Source organism: Collimonas sp. GW821-FHT07E08 (genome assembly GCF_059418905.1).
This window is the reverse complement of the sequence record NZ_JBWKQR010000013.1, coordinates 58,249-74,593: the sequence shown is the minus strand read 5'-3', so window position 1 is coordinate 74,593 and position 16,345 is coordinate 58,249. Positions and strand designations below refer to the sequence as shown.

Here is a 16,345-nt window from a genome sequence, read left to right as displayed (position 1 = left end):
CAAAGCGGCGGTTCTATCAATGCAATGCATGGAGAAACAATTGAAAGTATCCAAAGAGATTCAATCACTGGTCGCCGAGCGTCTGCCTGGCCATAGCCTGGACGCACCGTTTTACCTGAGCCCGGAAATCTTCGACCTGGATATCCGGGAGATTTTCAGCAAGCACTGGATCCATGTGGCGGTCGAGCCGGATATTCCCGAGCCCGGCGATTACGTCACGGTCGAGATCGGCCTCAATTCCATCGTGGTGGTGCGCGACGACGATATGTCGGTGCGTGCTTATCACAATGTATGCCGGCACCGGGGCGCACGTTTGTGTTCTGAACATAAAGGTTCTGTGGGCAACCTGGTCTGCCCTTATCACCAGTGGACTTACAACCTGGCAGGAGAATTGATCCACGCCGACCACATGGGCGAGAAATTCGACCGCAGCAAGCACGGCTTGAAGCCGGTGCACGTTGAGAACCTGGCGGGCCTGATATTCATTTGCCTGGCGGAACAGCCGCCGCGGGATTTTGCGGTCATGCGCGACGCCATGGCGCCCTATCTGCTGCCGCACGGGCTGCAGGATTGCAAGATCGCCAAACAGGTCGACCTGATCGAGGACGGCAACTGGAAGCTGACCATGGAAAACAATCGCGAATGCTATCACTGCGCGAGCAATCATCCTGAGCTGACCGCCTCGCTGTTCGAGTTCGGTTTCGGCTACCAGTCGGCACCGGGCAATGCGGAACAGATCGCCGAATTCGATCGCCTGGCCGCGCAGCGCTGCGCCGAATGGGAGCAGGGCGGCTTGCCGTCGGCGGAGATAGAGCGGCTGGACGAACTGGTGACCGGCTTCCGCACCCAGCGCCTGCCGCTGGACCGCGCCGGCGAATCGCAGACGCTGGACGGCAAGGTCGCTTCCGGGAAGCTGCTGGGACAGTTCGAACGCGCCGACCTGGGCGGCCTGTCATTCTGGACCCAGCCGAATTCCTGGCACCATTTCATGAGCGACCATATCGTCAGTTTTTCGGTCTTGCCCTTGTCGGCGGAACGCACCTTGGTGCGTACCAAATGGCTGGTGCACAAGGATGCGCGTGAAGGCATCGACTACCAGCTCGACAACCTGACCGCGGTGTGGAACGCCACCAACGACCAGGACAAGCGGCTGGTCGAACTGTCACAGCAAGGGGCGCGCAGCACGGCTTATCAGCCGGGTCCTTATTCGCCGTTTACCGAAGGCCTGGTTGAGAAATTCTGCAGCTGGTACATCGGCCGCTTGTCGGCCGGCCTGGCTGCCGGTTCAGGCGCGGGCTCGGCAACCGTCATAGCGATCGCCGTGGAGAATTGATTGAAAGCCGAAATATTGCCAGGGCCGGTCATGGATACCTATAAACTGAATCGCCAGGATTTCTGGGACAGCATGCCGCCGCTGTGGAACAGCGATAGCGAAGAGATGCTGGTGTGCTGCCAGGTGCGGGCAGAGACGCACGATGTAAAGAGTTTTTTCTTTGCCGCGCCCGGCGGCGGCGCATTTGCGTTCCAGCCCGGCCAGTTCATCACGCTGGAGCTGGAAATCAACGGCGAAGCGATCAACCGCTGCTACACCATTTCATCCTCGCCGGCGCGGCCTCACACGATTTCGATCACGGTCAAGCGTGTTCCTGGCGGACCGGTCTCGAACTGGCTGCACGACAATCTCAAGGCCGGCGACAAGCTCAAGGTGCTGCGCGCAGCCGGCGAATTTACCTGCGCCGTCCATCCGGCGGAAAAATACCTGTTCCTCTCGGCCGGTTCGGGCATCACGCCGCTGATGTCGATGTCGCGCGCGCATCATGACTTGTGCGACGACCGGGACATCGTTTTCATCCACAGCGCGCGCACGCCGGACGACATCATCTTCGAACGCGAGCTGAGCCTGATCGCCGCCAGCCAGCAGAATTTCCGCACGCGCTTCATCTGCGAGCGGCTCGGCCAGCGGCGCGACTGGTCGGGTCCGACCGGCATGCTGTCGCTGGCGGCGCTGAAGCTGATGGCGCCCGATTTCATGGAGCGGGAAATCTTTGTCTGCGGCCCCGCGCCATACATGAAAGCGGTCCGCAGCATGCTCGACGAAGCAGGTTTCGACCGTGCCCGCTACCACGAAGAAAGTTTTTCCTTCGAGGCGCTGCAACAGGAGAGCGAGCCGCAGGCAACGCCCGAAAACGCACCGGCAGCAACCGGCTTCGCAGTCAATTTCCAGAAAAGCATGCGCCAGATCACCTGCGGTCCGCAGCAGCACGTGCTGGACGCCGCCCGCAACGCAGGCGTCCGCCTGGCATCCTCATGCGCCCAGGGCATGTGCGGCACCTGCAAGGTCAAGCTGGTGTCAGGAACCGTAGACATGCAGCACAAAGGCGGCATCCGCCAACGCGAAATCGACCAAGGCATGGTGCTCCTCTGCTGCAGCAAACCGCTAAGCAACCTGGTCGTAGACAAATAATTAGGGTCAGAGTCGAATTGTTTTTAAAATTAATTCGACTCTGACCCTAATTAAAGCAGCAAAACCGATTGGAATATATTGAAGGGGTTTAGCATGAATCCGATACGAAAATTATGTTGGCTGATCGTCGCGCTGGCGTGCGTGGCTGGTGCGGGAGGGGCGACGGCGGATGGCAAGCCGGGGATCAAGATCGGTTATGTGGAAGGATGGTCGGACAGTGTGGCGACTACTTATGTCGCGGCGCAGATCATCCGGCAGCACTTGGGGTATGAGGTCAAGCTGGTGCCGGTTTCCGCCGGACTGATGTGGCAGGGCGTGGCGCGTGGCGACCTGGACGCTACCATGTCGGCCTGGCTGCCGGTGACGCAGGGTGCGTATTACGAGAAGCTGAAGGACAAGGTGGTGAACCTGGGGGTGAATTATCCCGGCGCCAGGATCGGGCTGATCGTGCCTGCTTACGTGAATGCCGGCAGCATTGCCGACCTGCCTGCGCAGAAGGCAGCGTTCGAGGGGCGCATCGTCGGCATCGATGCCGGCGCCGGGGTCATGACCAAGACGGAACTGGCGATCAAGGATTACGGGCTGGATTACAAGCTGATGCCTAGTTCAGGCAGCGGCATGGTGGCCGAGCTGGAGCGTTCGATCCGCAACAACAAGGCCATTGCGGTGACCGGCTGGGTGCCGCACTGGATGTTCGCCAAGTGGAAACTCAAGTTCCTGGACGATCCGAAAAAGGTCTACGGCGAAGCCGAGCATGTCGACAGCATCGCCAATCCTGGCCTGGAAGCGAAGGCCAGGCCGGTCAACGATCTGCTGAAGCGTTTCTCATGGCAGCCGGGCGAAATCGACAGCGTCATGCTGGCCATCGAAAACGGCGCCAAGCCGGAAGCCGCGGCCAGGCAATGGGTCGATGCGCATCCGCAGCGCGTCAGCCAGTGGCTGCAGAAGTAGGGCATCCAGGCTTTAAAGCAGGGTGACGCGGCGCCAGCGTTGTCATCGGATTTCCTTTGGCGTTACTATGGTTCATCGCCGTGCCGGCATCTTGTCCGGCGGTCGGCCTTGTAGCGCAGTTAAAAGGATGCCCATGGACCTGCTTATTCGTAATGCCACGCTGCCGGACGGCAGGAGCGGAATTGATATCGCCATGGCCGACGGCCGCATCCAGGCAGTCGGCGCGGCGCTCGCGGTCAGCGCCGCCGAGGAGATCGATGCCGGCGGCGACCTGGTGACGCCGCCGTTTGTCGATGCGCATTTCCATATGGATGCCACCCTCAGCTATGGGCTGCCGCGCGTCAACAGCTCCGGTACGCTGCTGGAAGGAATCGCGCTGTGGGGCGAGCTGAAACCGGCGCTGACGCAGGAAGCGCTGGTCGCCAGGGCAATGCAATATTGCGACTGGGCCGTGGCGCGCGGCTTGCTGGCGATCCGCTCGCATGTCGATATCTGCGACGACCGCTTGCTTGCGGTGGAAGCGCTGCTGCACGTCAAGCGCCAGGCGGCGCCTTATCTTGACCTGCAGCTGGTGGCGTTTCCGCAGGATGGACTGTTGCGCAGCCCGAGTGCGTTTGCCAACCTGAAGCGGGCGATTGCCATGGGAGTCGATGTGGTCGGCGGCATCCCGCATTTTGAACGCACCATGGCCGACGGCGCCGAGTCGGTCCGCCTGTTGTGCGAGTTTGCCGCGGAAAAGGGCTTGCGCATCGACATGCATTGCGATGAATCGGACGACCCCATGTCGCGCCATATCGAAACCCTGGCATTTCATGCGCAGCGGCTGGGATTGCAAGGCCGGGTGACCGGATCGCACCTGACTTCAATGCATTCCATGGACAACTACTACGTCAGCAAGCTGTTGCCGCTGATCCGCGAAGCGGGGGTGGCGGCGATCGCCAATCCTCTGATCAACATCACCTTGCAAGGCCGGCATGACAGCTATCCGAAACGCCGCGGCATGACCCGCGTGCCGGAAATGCTGGCGGCCGGCATCGATGTCGCTTTCGGCCACGATTGCGTGATGGATCCCTGGTACAGCCTGGGCTCCGGCGACATGCTGGAGGTGGCGCACATGGGCCTGCACGTGGCGCAGATGACCGGGCAGGACGCGATGCACGCCTGTTTCCTGGCCGTGACGGAAACGCCGGCGCGGATACTCGGCCTGAACGGCTACGGTTTGACGCCTGGCTGCTACGCCGACCTGGTGGTGCTCGATGCGCGCAGTACGATCGAGGCGATCAGGCTGCGTGCCGGCAGAAGATATGTGATCCGGCGCGGCAAGGTGATCAGCCGGTCGCCGGCGGTACAAGCGACGCTGGCGCTGCCAGGCCGGCCGGCAACGGTCGATTTCCGCTTGCATCCCGGCTGAGCGAAGACATGCCTGGAGCAGACTGTTGAAAAGAACCGAAATCATGCGCATCCGATGATTTCGGCAATGCGCTTCGCGTTTGCCGGAGCAGCATTTTTCTCGCGAAGCGACCGGGGACCCTGGACGGTCAGAAAGTCTTGGTCAGCGACAGCACCAGCGTCGTGGCCAGCGGGTTGGATACCTCGGCCTGGCCCGCCGAATTCAGCACGCCGGTGGTGTAGTGGTCATAGACGCCATTCTTGCCCCAGCCTTTGGTGACTGCGCCGGCGACAGTCCAGCCGCCGTCAAACGCCTTGGACAGGGCGATTTTTCCATCCTGGAAACTGTAGGCGGAAAAATTCCTCACCCGCTCGTTACCATAATGCAGCAGCAGGCTGTAGCCGCTGCCGAGGTCGAACGTGCCGTTCAGGTCCAGGTAGCCCGAGCCGCGGCTGTGCTGGCCGCTGCCTATGCCTAGCGTTGCGCTGTTGTAGCCGAAATAGTCAGGCGTGTAAGTCAGCCAGTATTTGACGTTGAACCACTTGTAGGTCAGCGAGGCGACCGCTTCGCCGTAGTTGTATTTGGTTTTTGCAAACGACGCCTCGGCGCCGGGGTAGAGGTAATAGTAGATCTGCCCGGTGTAGGTGAAATCGCCGGCGGTGCCGGTGTAACCGCCGTACAGGTCCCACTCGACCGAACCGCCTTCGATGAAATGATCGCTGACGGTCGACATCCAGGTGCCGGCAAACAGGCCGCTCGGATGCGCGTAGTCGAAGCCGCCCTGGATCGCCGGCTTGCCCCAGGTCTGGCGGAAGCCGCGCGACACGTATTGCGAGGCGATGGTGACGTTGGCGGTGAATGGCGATGCAGGTGCGGCAGCCGGTGCTGCGGCAGCCGGCGCTGTAGCACCGGCGCTGTCGGCGCTCTGGGCCGAAGCGGGCAACTGGAAACCGAATGCGACGGCTGCGGCAAGCCACGGGTAACTGCGGGTCCTGCTGGATTTCTGAAGCATGCTGACAACTCCCCTTTGAGGTATTTTCATTTTGATATCAATCGCCTGTCTTGCCGATTGCGCCTTCGCGATATCGTGATAGCAAGCGATTGCAGCAAACAGGAAACGAGGCTGTGCGGCTCGCTCGGTTTTATTGCTCGCTTCGATACCTGCAGATAATTATTGTCCTGGCAGGAAAACCTAACTCCCTGCAATTGCGACTAAAAATGATGGAATTGCGACATAAAAAAATCGACAGGCGATGGCTAGTCATGGCACGACAAGTGCTTCGTCGTTTTTGATTAAGTGCTTGTCGTAAATCGTCATCCGGCAAAAAACCTTTGTCGCGACTATGTGAATAACGTAAGACGAATTTTTCTCATGGATTTCCCGCCGCCGTAAGGGCGCCGGACAACACGTTGCCGCTTGTCTTCCCAGCCGTGCTGCACATACACTCTGCTGCAGTGGATTTGAAACAAGCGGGCAAGGACGGCCAGACCCGCACGCTAGCGATTTGTTGCAGTGAGGAATGATCCCGGCTGCAATAGCGTCGAATGCACAATCAGGAGACAGGTAATGAAGTCTGCAAAAGTAGTAGTCGACCGTTTGTACAAGGTCTTCGGCAATAACCCGCAGCCAGCCCTGGACATGCTGGAGAGAGGGCAGTCGAAAGACCAGATATTTGCCGAGACCGGGCAGGTGGTCGGCGTGCAAAACGTGTCGTTCGAGGTGCAGGAGGGCGAGATATTCGTGCTGATGGGTTTGTCCGGCTCGGGCAAGTCGACTCTGATCCGGCTGATCAACCGCCTGGTCGATCCCAGCGCCGGCAATGTCCTGGTGGATGGCCAGAACGTGGCGCAGATGACGAATTCGCAATTGATCAAGCTGCGCCGGCGCGACATGAGCATGGTGTTCCAGTCGTTTGCGCTGATGCCGCACCGGACTGTATTGTCGAATGCATGCTTCGGCCTGGAAGTGGCCGGGGTCGGCAAGAAAGAGCGCGAGCGCCGCACCATGGCGGTGCTGGAGCAGGTCGGCCTGGCCTCGTTCGCCAACAAGCTGCCGTGCGAACTGTCGGGCGGCATGCAGCAGCGGGTCGGCCTGGCGCGCGCGCTGGCGGTCAACCCGTCGCTGATGATCATGGATGAAGCGTTCTCCGCGCTCGATCCGCTCAAGCGCAAGGAAATGCAGGACGTGCTGCTGGATTTGCAAAAGGAACAACAGCGCACCATCATTTTCGTCTCGCACGACCTGGAAGAAGCGCTGCGCATCGGCAGCCGCATCGCCATCATGGAAGGCGGCCGGCTGGTGCAGGTCGGCACCGCCCAGGAAATCATCGACCATCCTGCCGAAGAATATGTGCGCGCCTTTTTCGACGGCGTCGACACCAACCGCTATCTCACTGCCGGCGACCTGATGCAGACCGACGCCGTGCCCCTGGTGGCTTCCGCCGGCGAGGTGCAGGCCAACGGCGACCTGTACCGCAGCAGCCGCTCCGACTTTGCCTTCGTGGTGGACGCCGCGCGCAAGGTGCAAGGCATCGTTGCCACGCGCCGCCATGCCGACGCCAGCGGCAACCTGCAGCTGAACGGGCTGGACCGGATCGACGTGATCCACCACCGCAGCAACCTGGAAGATGTGATGGACCGGCTGATCAGCAGCCGCAGTCCATTGCCGGTGGTGGACGGCGACGGCTGCTATTGCGGCGCGATCAGCCAGTCCATGGTGCTCCAAGCTTTGTCAAAATCCCGAGGTTCGCATGTCTGAACATCTTCCGCTGGGACGCTGGGTCGACCAGTTCGTCCACTACATACTCGATAAGCACGGCAACAGTTTCGACAGCTTCGGCAACGCCATCAGCTGGTTTGCCGAATCGATAGAACACGGTTTGCAAGTGCTGCCCTTGTGGCTGCTGATGGGGTTTTTCATCGTGCTGGGCGTCTGGCGCGTCGGCTTCAAGTTCGCGCTGTTCACCGTGGTGTCTTTTTTCGTCATCTATAACACCGGGTTCTGGGACCAGACCATCGTCACCCTGGGGCTGACCATTTCATCGACCCTGATCAGCCTGGCGCTCGGCATCCCGGTCGGGGTCTGGGCCGCCAAGAGCAAGCGGGTGGCGATGGTGGTGCGTCCCATCCTGGACCTGATGCAAACCATGCCGGCCTTCGTCTACCTGATCCCGGCCGCCATGATGTTCGGCCTGGGCCGGGTGCCGGGCATATTGTCCACCGTGATTTTTGCGATGCCGCCGGCGGTGCGCCTGACCGCGCTCGGCATCCGCCAGGTCAACAGCGAGATCGTCGAAGCCGGCCAGGCTTTCGGCTGCACCGGCTGGCAGCTGCTGTACAAGGTGCAGTTCCCGAACGCCTTGCCGTCGATCATGGCCGGCATCAACCAGACCATCATGATGGCGCTGTCGATGGTGATCATCGCTTCCATGGTGGGCGCCGGCGGCCTCGGCAACGATGTGCTGGCCAGCATCCAGCGGCTCGACATCGGCCTCGGCTTCGAGAGCGGCCTGAGCGTGGTGCTGCTGGCGATCATCCTCGACCGCATCACCGAAAGTTTCGGCCGCACGCCGGAAGCCGGCAAGGTGCAGCGCTTTTTCCGGCTGCGCAAATGGTTTCGCAAGAGCCCTGCGCTGGCCGCCGGCTAAGGGCAGGGGAAAAGGGCGGCAACAGATAGCAGCAACAGATAGCAGCAACAGATAGCAGCAACAGATAGCAGCAACGTGATCCGCGCGCCGGAGGTCCGGCGCCGGTAGCCATAGATGGAGGCAGGATGTCTTCGTACCAAGCCGCTTCGAAACCGGGAACGCCGTCAACGCCCATGCTGCCGCCAGGCGCCGCGCCGGCGCCGGTGCTGCACTTCGGTTTCCTGACCTTGCCGAATTTCTCGATGATTGCTTTCGCCAGTGCGATCGAAGTTTTGCGCATGGCCAACTACATCAGCCGCCAGACCCTGTACCGCTGGTCGGTGATCAGCGTCGACGGCGCGCCGGCGCAGGCCAGCAACGGCTTGCCGATTACGCCGACGCTGACCCTGGAGCAGGCCGGCACGCCGGATATCCTGTTTGTCTGCGGCGGCGTCAAGATCCACGAGGCGGTCAACGACAAGCTGAACGCCATGCTGGCCCAGCTGGCGCGGCGCAACGTCAAGCTGGGCGGCATCTGCACCGGCAGCTACGCGCTGGTCAAGGCCGGCCTGATGAACGGCTACCAGTGCGCCATCCACTGGGAAAACATTTCCGCCCTGCGCGAAGAATTTCCGCGCGTGCTGTTTACCGAGGGACTGTTTGCGGTAGACCGCGACCGCCTTACCTGTTCCGGCGGCACCGCGCCCATCGACCTGATGCTGAACCTGACCGCCAACCGCTACGGCAAGACGCTGGCGGCCGAGATTTCCGAGCAGTTCATCCTGGAGCGCATACGCGACGGCGCCTACCAGCAGCATATCCCGATTGCCGCCCGGCTCGGCTTCAGCCGCAAGGAGCTGATCGAAGTCGCCAGGCTGATGGAAACCCACATCGAAGAAACCCTGTCCTTTGAAGAAATCGCCAGGCTGGTGGGCTTGTCGCAACGCCAGCTGCAGCGCATGTTCAAGTATTACCTGGACGTCACGCCTACCCACTATTACCTGCAGCTGCGCTTGCGGCGCGCGCGCGAGCTGCTGCTGCAGACCACCATGTCGATCATGAGCGTGACGGTGGCTTGCGGGTTCCAGTCGTCCTGCCATTTCAGCAAGGCGTACCGCAACCAGTTCGGCCGGTCCCCCAGCAGCGAACGGCACCTGCGCCATCCCTACCTGTCCGCGGTCGACGAACTGCCGCCTTTGCCGGCCTTGCCGCTGGCGGTGGACGAGCTGTTTGACGCCGGCAGGCAATAGCATGTCGCAATCGGTCTAAAGCCCAGCCCGGATGCGATGTAATTTCTTACCTGTACCGGTACGCATGATTTATTCCTGTTGCGTCTGCGTGCATGCCCTTTCCATTCATCTTGTGCCGATGCCTGCATCGGACTGCCGTCTTTGTTTCAGGAGAAAAAAGCAATGAAATCATTCAGATTGATGGTCGCCGGCGCCGGCGTGGCGTGCAGCCTGCTGGCGCCGGTGCAGGCGCAGGAACCGAAATCGTGCCAGACCGTGCGTTTCGCCGATGTCGGCTGGACCGACATCGCCGCCACCACCGGGCTGGCTTCCGCCGTGTACGAGGGCCTGGGTTACCACACCAGCAAGACCATCGCCTCGGTGCCGATCACGTTTGCCGGCGTAAAGAACAAGCAGATCGACCTGTTCCTCGGTTACTGGGCGCCCACCATGGATCCCATCATTGCCCCCTTCGTCAAGGAAAAATCGCTCAAGGTATTGCCTACACCGAACCTGACCGGCGCCAAATACACGCTGGCGGTGCCGACCTATGCTTACGATGCCGGCCTCAAGACGTTCGCCGATATCGCCAGGTACTCGAAAGAGCTGGACGGCAAGATCTACGGCATCGAGCCCGGCAACGACGGCAATGCGCTGATCCAGGGCATGATCAGCAAGAACCAGTTCAACCTGAAGAATTTCAAGATGGTGGAATCGAGCGAGGCCGGCATGCTGATCGAGCTGGGGCGGGCGGTCAAGCAAAAGAAATGGATCGTGATCCTGGGCTGGGAACCGCATCCGATGAATGTACAGCAAAAGATCAGCTACCTGAGCGGCGGCGACGATGTGTTCGGTCCCAATTACGGCGAGGCCAAGGTGTACACCGTGGCGGCCAACGACTATGCGGCGCGCTGTCCGAACGCGGACAAGCTGGCCGGCAACCTGCAGTTTTCCACCGGCATCGAAAACCAGCTGATGGGACGCATCATGGACAAATCCGATCCCAAGGCCGCGGCCAAGGAATGGCTGAAAAAGAATCCCGAGATCCTGGACAAGCTGCTGGCCGGGGTCAAGACCTTCGACGGCAAGGACGGCCTGCCGGCGGTCAAGACCTCGCTGGGGCTGTAACGGCGTAACGTTTTCCGGCTTCCATCTTCATAATCAATAACTGGAGGAGACACAATGTCTGAAAATCGTGGCGTGGTTTATATCGAGCAGGGCAAGGTCGAAATACAGTCGATCCCTTTTCCCAAGCTCGACAATCCGCAAGGCAGGAAAATCGAGCATGGCGTGATCCTGAAAGTGGTTTCCACCAACATCTGCGGCTCCGACCAGCACATGGTGCGCGGCCGCACTACCGCCCAGGCCGGGCTGGTGCTGGGCCATGAAATTACCGGCGAAGTGATCGAGGTCGGTTCCGATGTCGAAACCATCAGGAAAGGCGACCTCGTTTCAGTACCCTTCAACGTCGCCTGCGGCCGCTGCCGCACTTGCAAGGAACAGCACACCGGCGTCTGCGAAACCGTCAATCCGGCGCGCGCCGGCGGCGCTTACGGTTACGTCGACATGGGCGGCTGGATAGGCGGCCAGGCCGAGTATGTGATGGTGCCTTACGCCGACTTCAATTTGCTGCGTTTTCCCGACAAAGAACAAGCGATGGGCAAGATCCGCGACCTGACCTGCCTGTCGGATATCCTGCCCACCGGCTACCACGGCGCGGTGACGGCCGGGGTCGGCCCCGGCGCCACGGTGTATGTCGCCGGCGCCGGTCCGGTCGGCCTGGCTGCGGCAGCCTCGGCGCGCTTGCTGGGAGCGGCGGTGGTGATCGTCGGCGACGTCAATCCGCTGCGGCTGGTGCATGCGCGCAGCGTCGGTTTTGAAACGGTCGACCTGTCCCTCGATGCGTCGCTGGGCGACCAGATCACGCAGATCCTGGGCGTGCCGGAAGTGGATTGCGCGATCGACTGCGTCGGTTTCGAGGCGCGCGGCCACGGCCACGCCGGGGCGCAGTCGGAAGCGCCGGCGACCGTGCTCAATTCGCTGATGGAGGTGACCCGCGTGGCCGGCAAGATCGGCATTCCGGGACTGTACGTGACCGACGATCCGGGCGCCGTCGACAGCGCCGCCAAGCGCGGCAGCCTGAGCATCCGCCTTGGACTGGGCTGGGCCAAGTCGCACAGCTTCCATACCGGGCAGACGCCGGTGATGAAATACAACCGGCAGCTGATGCAGGCGATCCTGTGGGACCGCATCAAGATCGCCGAGATCGTCGGCGTTGAAGTCATCACCTTGGACCAGGCGCCGGCCGGTTACCAGCAGTTCGATGCCGGCGCGCCGAAGAAATTTGTCATCGATCCGCATCGCTTGCTGCAAAAAGCCGCCTGAGCAATATCGGCTTGATGGCCTGCTGACGGCTGTTTTTTACGCCGTCAGGGGCCGCTCACGCAGGCGCCAGCAGCGCCTGGAACTGGTCCAGGATCGCGGCAATCCTGTCGTCGGACAAAGACAGCAGCGCCTCTCCCACATACCACTCGACATGGCTCTGCTGCGGCAAGGCCGCATGCCTGGCTTCGCCGAACAGCCAGACGCCGTGCTCCCTGGCCAGCTGGTCACGCGCGGCATTCGCTGCCTCGCGGCCGACAGGCAGGTAGAGATGCAGCATGTTGCAATGCGGCTGCCGCGGATTGACCTGCCACAGCGGGTAGCGCGCCAGCAGCTGGTACAGCTCCCGGGTGCGCTGCAGGTAGGCCGGCATGCGCGCCAGTTTTTCATCGAAGCGCATTGCCGCCGCCACTACATAGGGTGAGCGCTGGTAGACGTTGCCGCCCAGCCGTTTCATCCATGCCGAGGTGCGGCCGATGAAATCGCGGCTGCCCAGCAGCATGGCGCCGCCCAGGCCGCCGATGCCCTTGTAGAACGAAACGTAAGCGCTGTCGAAGCCGGCCGCCACGCTGTCCAGCGGTTTGCCGTAGCCGGCAGCTGCTTCCCACAGGCGGGCGCCGTCCAGGTGCAGGTGAATGTGTTGTTCGCGGCAATATCGCTTGACCGCCTCCAGTTCTTCCCATGCCGGCAGCTGGCCGCCGATTTCACGCATGGGCAGCTCGTACAGCGCAGCTCCCAGGCGGTCAGGGATGGCTTTCAGGTCATCGACCGTCCATGGCCGGTGCGGATTGCCGACATTGAGCGCGGTGAAATGGTCGAGCAGCTGGTAATTGCTGCTTTCGTGCAGCAAGACATGCGCGGTGGGATGCAGCGCCACCAGCGGATTGTTCCTGTCCTGGCCGGCGATGCGAAGCGCGACGGCCTGGGCAAGCGTCCCGGTAATCACGAAGCGGGCCGCCTCGAAACCAAGCAGCGCGGCAACCTTGTTTTCGAAATCCTGGAGCAGGGCGCCTTCGCCGTAGCTGTCGTGCTGGATGCCGTGCGCCTGGCACCAGGCGGCCATCTCGGCAAAATCCTGGGCGGCAGGACGCGGTGCGGCGCCGGAAAAGAAGGTATGGCATTGATTGCGCAGATCGGCGTTTGACATGGTGTGCGGCTCAGGCCCGTGGGCCAGGGTTAGGAAGGGGATTGCCATCTTACCCGGATTCGGCATGCCGGCTGAACATGTCTAATTGGTAATATTCCGGGATTCGGCTTATGCCCTACAAGAAAATGTCATCGCGCCGCACCCGTGACTTGGCCGTAAAATTAAATATTGTCGTGCTTGTCGGAAAAGGACAAACACTTGTCAGCTACGGAAAATAGGCCGGCCTGTGCAAGGACAAAATGATGCAAAGGAATAGCACTGCAACCGATTGCCGATTGAGGCTTGAATTGTGGCTTGAATTGTGGCTTGAAGCGAAGCCCGGATCGGGGCTGTTGCGCTGTACCCTGGCGTTGTCGTGTCTCGTGCGCTGCTTGCCGTTGGCCGGGAAAAATACTTCAACCCACCCAGGAGTTGTCATGAACGTTAGCACCATGTTTTGCCAGTGTATCCAATCGGGTTTCCTATGAACATCAGCACATTCGATTTATTCAAGGTCGGCATCGGCCCCTCCAGTTCGCATACGGTGGGACCGATGATTGCCGCCAATCGGTTTGCTGCGCATTTGCACGATAGCGGCCTGCTCGATGCGGTGCATGCGGTCAGGGTCGAGCTATACGGTTCGCTCGGCGCGACCGGCAAGGGCCACGGCAGCGACAAGGCAGTGCTGCTTGGACTGGAAGGCAACCTGCCGGACAACATCGACCCGGACCACGTCGAGCCGCGCCTGGCGGAAATCCGCAGCACCAGGAAACTGCTGTTGAACGGCAGCCATCCGATTGGCTGCGTGGAGAAAGAGCATGTGCTGTTTTTCCGCCGCGAAGCCTTGCCGCAACATCCGAACGGCATGCGTTTTGTCGCCCTGGATGCTGCCGGCAGCGTGATCGCGGAAAAGGAATACTACTCGGTCGGCGGCGGTTTCGTGGTCAGCAAGGAAGGCCAGCGCGTCAACCTGGTGCAGGCGGGCAGCGTGCAAAGCGAAGGCGAGCTGCCGTATCCGTTCCATTCCGGCGACGAGCTGTTGCGCATGTGCGCTGAAAGCGGCCTGACGATTGCCGCGCTGATGATGGAAAACGAAAAGCATTGGCGTTCGGCGGAAGAAGTGCGGACCAAGCTGCTCGGCATCTGGGACGTGATGGCGGCGGCGGTCAAGCGCGGCTGTTCGATAGACGGTGAATTGCCGGGCCCGATGCGGGTCAAGCGCCGCGCTTCCGAACTGTACCGGCAACTGAAGGAGCGTTCCGAGGAATCGTTCACGGATCCTTTGTCCATGCTGGACTGGGTCAACCTGTATGCGATGGCGGTGAATGAAGAAAACGCCGCGGGCGGGCGGATCGTCACCGCGCCCACCAACGGCGCGGCGGGCGTATTACCGGCGGTGCTGCATTACTACACCAAGTTCATTCCCGGTTCGAATAAAGACGGGATCATGACCTTCATGCTGACGGCTGCAGCGATCGGCCTGATCTACAAGGAAAACGCTTCCATCTCGGGCGCTGAAGTCGGTTGCCAGGGCGAGGTCGGCGTCGCCTGTTCGATGGCAGCGGGAGCATTGGCGGCGGTCCAGGGCGGCACGCCAGAGCAGATCGAGAACGCTGCCGAAATCGGCATGGAACACAACCTCGGCATGACCTGCGACCCGGTCGGCGGTCTGGTGCAGATTCCCTGCATAGAACGCAATGCAATGGGCGCGGTGAAGGCAATCAACGCCGCCCGCATGGCCTTGCGCGGCAACGGCAAGCATTATGTGTCGCTGGACAATGTGATCAAGACCATGATGCAGACCGGCGCCGACATGAAGACCAAATACAAAGAAACATCACGTGGCGGTTTGGCGGTAAATGTCATCGAGTGCTGAGTAGTCGGCGGCAATAAACAGCGGTTCCGGAACTTTGAGGAGTGTATGAGCAATTATTCGATATTCAGCCTGATCCGCAACGGGCTCTCCTACCATGAGAACTGGCAGCGGGCCTGGAAAAGTCCGGAACCGAAAAAGGAATACGACATTGTCATCGTCGGCGGCGGCGGCCATGGCTTGGCTACTGCCTATTACCTGGCCAAGGTGCACGGCTTGCGCAATATCGCGGTGATCGAAAAAGGCTGGATAGGCGGCGGCAACACTGCCCGCAACACCACCATCGTGCGCTCGAACTACCTGTGGGACGAGTCGGCCATGCTGTATGAAAAAGCCATGCAGCTGTGGGAAGGCTTGTCGCAGGACCTGAACTACAACGTCATGTTCAGCCAGCGCGGCGTGATGAACCTGGCGCATACCCTGCAGGACGTGCGCGATACCGACCGCCGCATCAACGCCAACCGCCTCAACGGCGTCGACGCCGAATGGCTGACGCCGGCGCAGGTCAAGGAAATCGTGCCGATCATTAACCTGAACAGCCACTATCCGGTGCTGGGCGCTTCGTTCCAGCGGCGCGGCGGGGTGGCGCGGCACGATGCGGTGGCATGGGGCTTTGCGCGCGGCGCCGATGAGCGCGGCGTGGATATCTTGCAGAATTGCGGCGTCACCGGGATCCGGCGCGAGAATGGCGCGGTGACCGGGGTGGATACCGTCAAGGGTTTCATCAAGGCGAAGAAAGTAGCGGTAGTCGCCGCCGGCCATTCCAGCGTGCTGGCGGCGATGGCGGGCATCCGCCTGCCGCTGGAAAGCCATCCCTTGCAGGCGCTGGTGTCGGAACCGATCAAGCCGATCATCGATACGGTGGTGATGTCGAATGCGGTGCATGCCTACATCAGCCAGTCCGACAAGGGCGACCTGGTGATCGGCGCCGGCGTCGACCAGTACACCGGCTACGGCCAGCGCGGCAGCTACCACGTGATCGAAGGCACGCTGCAGGCGATAGTCGAAATGTTCCCGGTGCTGAGCCGGGTCCGCATGAACCGGCAGTGGGGCGGCATCGTCGACGTTTCGCCGGATGCCTGCCCGATCATTTCCAAGACCCCGGTCAAGGGTTTGTACTTCAACTGCGGCTGGGGCACCGGCGGCTTCAAGGCGACGCCGGGTTCGGGCTGGGTGTTCGCCCACACGATTGCCAACGATAATCCGCACCCCCTGAACGCACCGTTTGCGCTGGACCGTTTCTACAGCGGCCACCTGATCGACGAACACGGCGCCGCCGCCGTCGCCCACTAATTTCCGCCATC

At 61.2% G+C, this 16,345-nt stretch carries 13 protein-coding genes; 11 read left to right on the top strand and 2 right to left on the bottom strand.

The window, feature by feature from the left end; genetic code table 11:
- Nucleotides 1-19: 19 nt before the first annotated feature.
- The 4 genes from AC07RZ_RS17710 to AC07RZ_RS17695 all read left to right on the top strand — a co-directional run bounded on the left by AC07RZ_RS17710 (nt 20) and on the right by AC07RZ_RS17695 (nt 4,826).
- Nucleotides 20-1,333, top strand: a complete 1,314-nt coding sequence (locus tag AC07RZ_RS17710) for an aromatic ring-hydroxylating oxygenase subunit alpha (protein ID WP_494668923.1) — start codon at nt 20-22, stop codon at nt 1,331-1,333.
- 30 nt (nt 1,334-1,363) lie between these two features.
- Nucleotides 1,364-2,464 carry an FAD-binding oxidoreductase gene (locus AC07RZ_RS17705; protein WP_494668986.1) on the top strand — a complete coding sequence of 367 codons (1,101 nt, stop codon included), beginning with the start codon at nt 1,364-1,366 and terminating at the stop codon, nt 2,462-2,464.
- 93 nt (nt 2,465-2,557) lie between these two features.
- Entirely contained in the window at nt 2,558-3,415 is an 858-nt protein-coding gene (locus tag AC07RZ_RS17700; RefSeq protein ID WP_494668922.1) for a glycine betaine ABC transporter substrate-binding protein, read from the top strand.
- A 133-nt stretch (nt 3,416-3,548) separates the two neighbouring features.
- Complete coding sequence (locus AC07RZ_RS17695) at nt 3,549-4,826, top strand: amidohydrolase family protein (protein ID WP_494668921.1); 1,278 nt, start codon at nt 3,549-3,551, stop codon at nt 4,824-4,826.
- A 127-nt stretch (nt 4,827-4,953) separates the two neighbouring features.
- Here AC07RZ_RS17695 and AC07RZ_RS17690 read toward each other — a convergent pair whose 3' ends face one another.
- On the bottom strand, nt 4,954-5,817 hold the full coding sequence (locus AC07RZ_RS17690) for a TorF family putative porin (protein WP_494668920.1): 864 nt from the start codon (nt 5,815-5,817) through the stop codon (nt 4,954-4,956).
- Nucleotides 5,818-6,372: 555 nt separating this feature from the next.
- On the opposite strand from AC07RZ_RS17690, the gene AC07RZ_RS17685 reads away from it, so the two are divergent.
- The 5 genes from AC07RZ_RS17685 (at nt 6,373) to fdhA (ending at nt 12,045) form a co-directional block, all read left to right on the top strand.
- Nucleotides 6,373-7,563 (top strand): quaternary amine ABC transporter ATP-binding protein, encoded by a 1,191-nt coding sequence (locus AC07RZ_RS17685; protein ID WP_494668919.1) that lies wholly within the window; start codon nt 6,373-6,375, stop codon nt 7,561-7,563.
- The gene (gene choW, locus AC07RZ_RS17680) at nt 7,556-8,452 is read left to right on the top strand and encodes a choline ABC transporter permease subunit (protein ID WP_494668918.1); all 897 of its coding nucleotides are present in this window, start codon (nt 7,556-7,558) and stop codon (nt 8,450-8,452) included. Before AC07RZ_RS17685 ends, choW begins: the two co-directional genes overlap by 8 nt.
- Nucleotides 8,453-8,625: 173 nt before the next feature.
- Entirely contained in the window at nt 8,626-9,681 is a 1,056-nt protein-coding gene (locus AC07RZ_RS17675; RefSeq protein ID WP_342830231.1) for a GlxA family transcriptional regulator, read from the top strand.
- A gap of 162 nt (nt 9,682-9,843) precedes the next feature.
- Entirely contained in the window at nt 9,844-10,788 is a 945-nt protein-coding gene (locus AC07RZ_RS17670) for a choline ABC transporter substrate-binding protein (protein WP_494668917.1), read from the top strand.
- A gap of 54 nt (nt 10,789-10,842) precedes the next feature.
- On the top strand, nt 10,843-12,045 hold the full coding sequence (gene fdhA, locus AC07RZ_RS17665; protein WP_494668916.1) for a formaldehyde dehydrogenase, glutathione-independent: 1,203 nt from the start codon (nt 10,843-10,845) through the stop codon (nt 12,043-12,045).
- A gap of 55 nt (nt 12,046-12,100) precedes the next feature.
- On the opposite strand, the gene AC07RZ_RS17660 is transcribed toward fdhA, so the two are convergent.
- Nucleotides 12,101-13,189 carry a threonine aldolase family protein gene (locus tag AC07RZ_RS17660; protein ID WP_494668915.1) on the bottom strand — a complete coding sequence of 363 codons (1,089 nt, stop codon included), beginning with the start codon at nt 13,187-13,189 and terminating at the stop codon, nt 12,101-12,103.
- A gap of 463 nt (nt 13,190-13,652) precedes the next feature.
- On the opposite strand from AC07RZ_RS17660, the gene AC07RZ_RS17655 reads away from it, so the two are divergent.
- Both AC07RZ_RS17655 and AC07RZ_RS17650 read left to right on the top strand, forming a co-directional pair.
- Nucleotides 13,653-15,044: an L-serine ammonia-lyase gene (locus AC07RZ_RS17655; protein WP_092398194.1), complete on the top strand. Its 1,392-nt coding sequence runs from the start codon at nt 13,653-13,655 to the stop codon at nt 15,042-15,044.
- A 45-nt stretch (nt 15,045-15,089) separates the two neighbouring features.
- Complete coding sequence (locus tag AC07RZ_RS17650) at nt 15,090-16,334, top strand: sarcosine oxidase subunit beta family protein (RefSeq protein ID WP_342830215.1); 1,245 nt, start codon at nt 15,090-15,092, stop codon at nt 16,332-16,334.
- Nucleotides 16,335-16,345 lie beyond the last annotated feature (11 nt).

Bases quoted from the DNA above. Each gene is read 5' to 3' on its own strand.
- AC07RZ_RS17705 (WP_494668986.1), top strand. From the start codon at position 1,364: ATGGATACCTATAAACTGAATCGCCAGGATTTCTGGGACAGCATGCCG.
- AC07RZ_RS17710 (WP_494668923.1), top strand. From the start codon at position 20: ATGCAATGCATGGAGAAACAATTGAAAGTATCCAAAGAGATTCAATCA.
- AC07RZ_RS17675 (WP_342830231.1), top strand. From the start codon at position 8,626: ATGCTGCCGCCAGGCGCCGCGCCGGCGCCGGTGCTGCACTTCGGTTTC.
- AC07RZ_RS17655 (WP_092398194.1), top strand. From the start codon at position 13,653: ATGAACATCAGCACATTCGATTTATTCAAGGTCGGCATCGGCCCCTCC.
- AC07RZ_RS17685 (WP_494668919.1), top strand. From the start codon at position 6,373: ATGAAGTCTGCAAAAGTAGTAGTCGACCGTTTGTACAAGGTCTTCGGC.
- AC07RZ_RS17700 (WP_494668922.1), top strand. From the start codon at position 2,558: ATGAATCCGATACGAAAATTATGTTGGCTGATCGTCGCGCTGGCGTGC.
- fdhA (WP_494668916.1), top strand. From the start codon at position 10,843: ATGTCTGAAAATCGTGGCGTGGTTTATATCGAGCAGGGCAAGGTCGAA.
- AC07RZ_RS17650 (WP_342830215.1), top strand. From the start codon at position 15,090: ATGAGCAATTATTCGATATTCAGCCTGATCCGCAACGGGCTCTCCTAC.
- AC07RZ_RS17690 (WP_494668920.1), bottom strand. From the start codon at position 5,817: ATGCTTCAGAAATCCAGCAGGACCCGCAGTTACCCGTGGCTTGCCGCA.
- AC07RZ_RS17695 (WP_494668921.1), top strand. From the start codon at position 3,549: ATGGACCTGCTTATTCGTAATGCCACGCTGCCGGACGGCAGGAGCGGA.
- AC07RZ_RS17670 (WP_494668917.1), top strand. From the start codon at position 9,844: ATGAAATCATTCAGATTGATGGTCGCCGGCGCCGGCGTGGCGTGCAGC.
- choW (WP_494668918.1), top strand. From the start codon at position 7,556: ATGTCTGAACATCTTCCGCTGGGACGCTGGGTCGACCAGTTCGTCCAC.
- AC07RZ_RS17660 (WP_494668915.1), bottom strand. From the start codon at position 13,189: ATGTCAAACGCCGATCTGCGCAATCAATGCCATACCTTCTTTTCCGGC.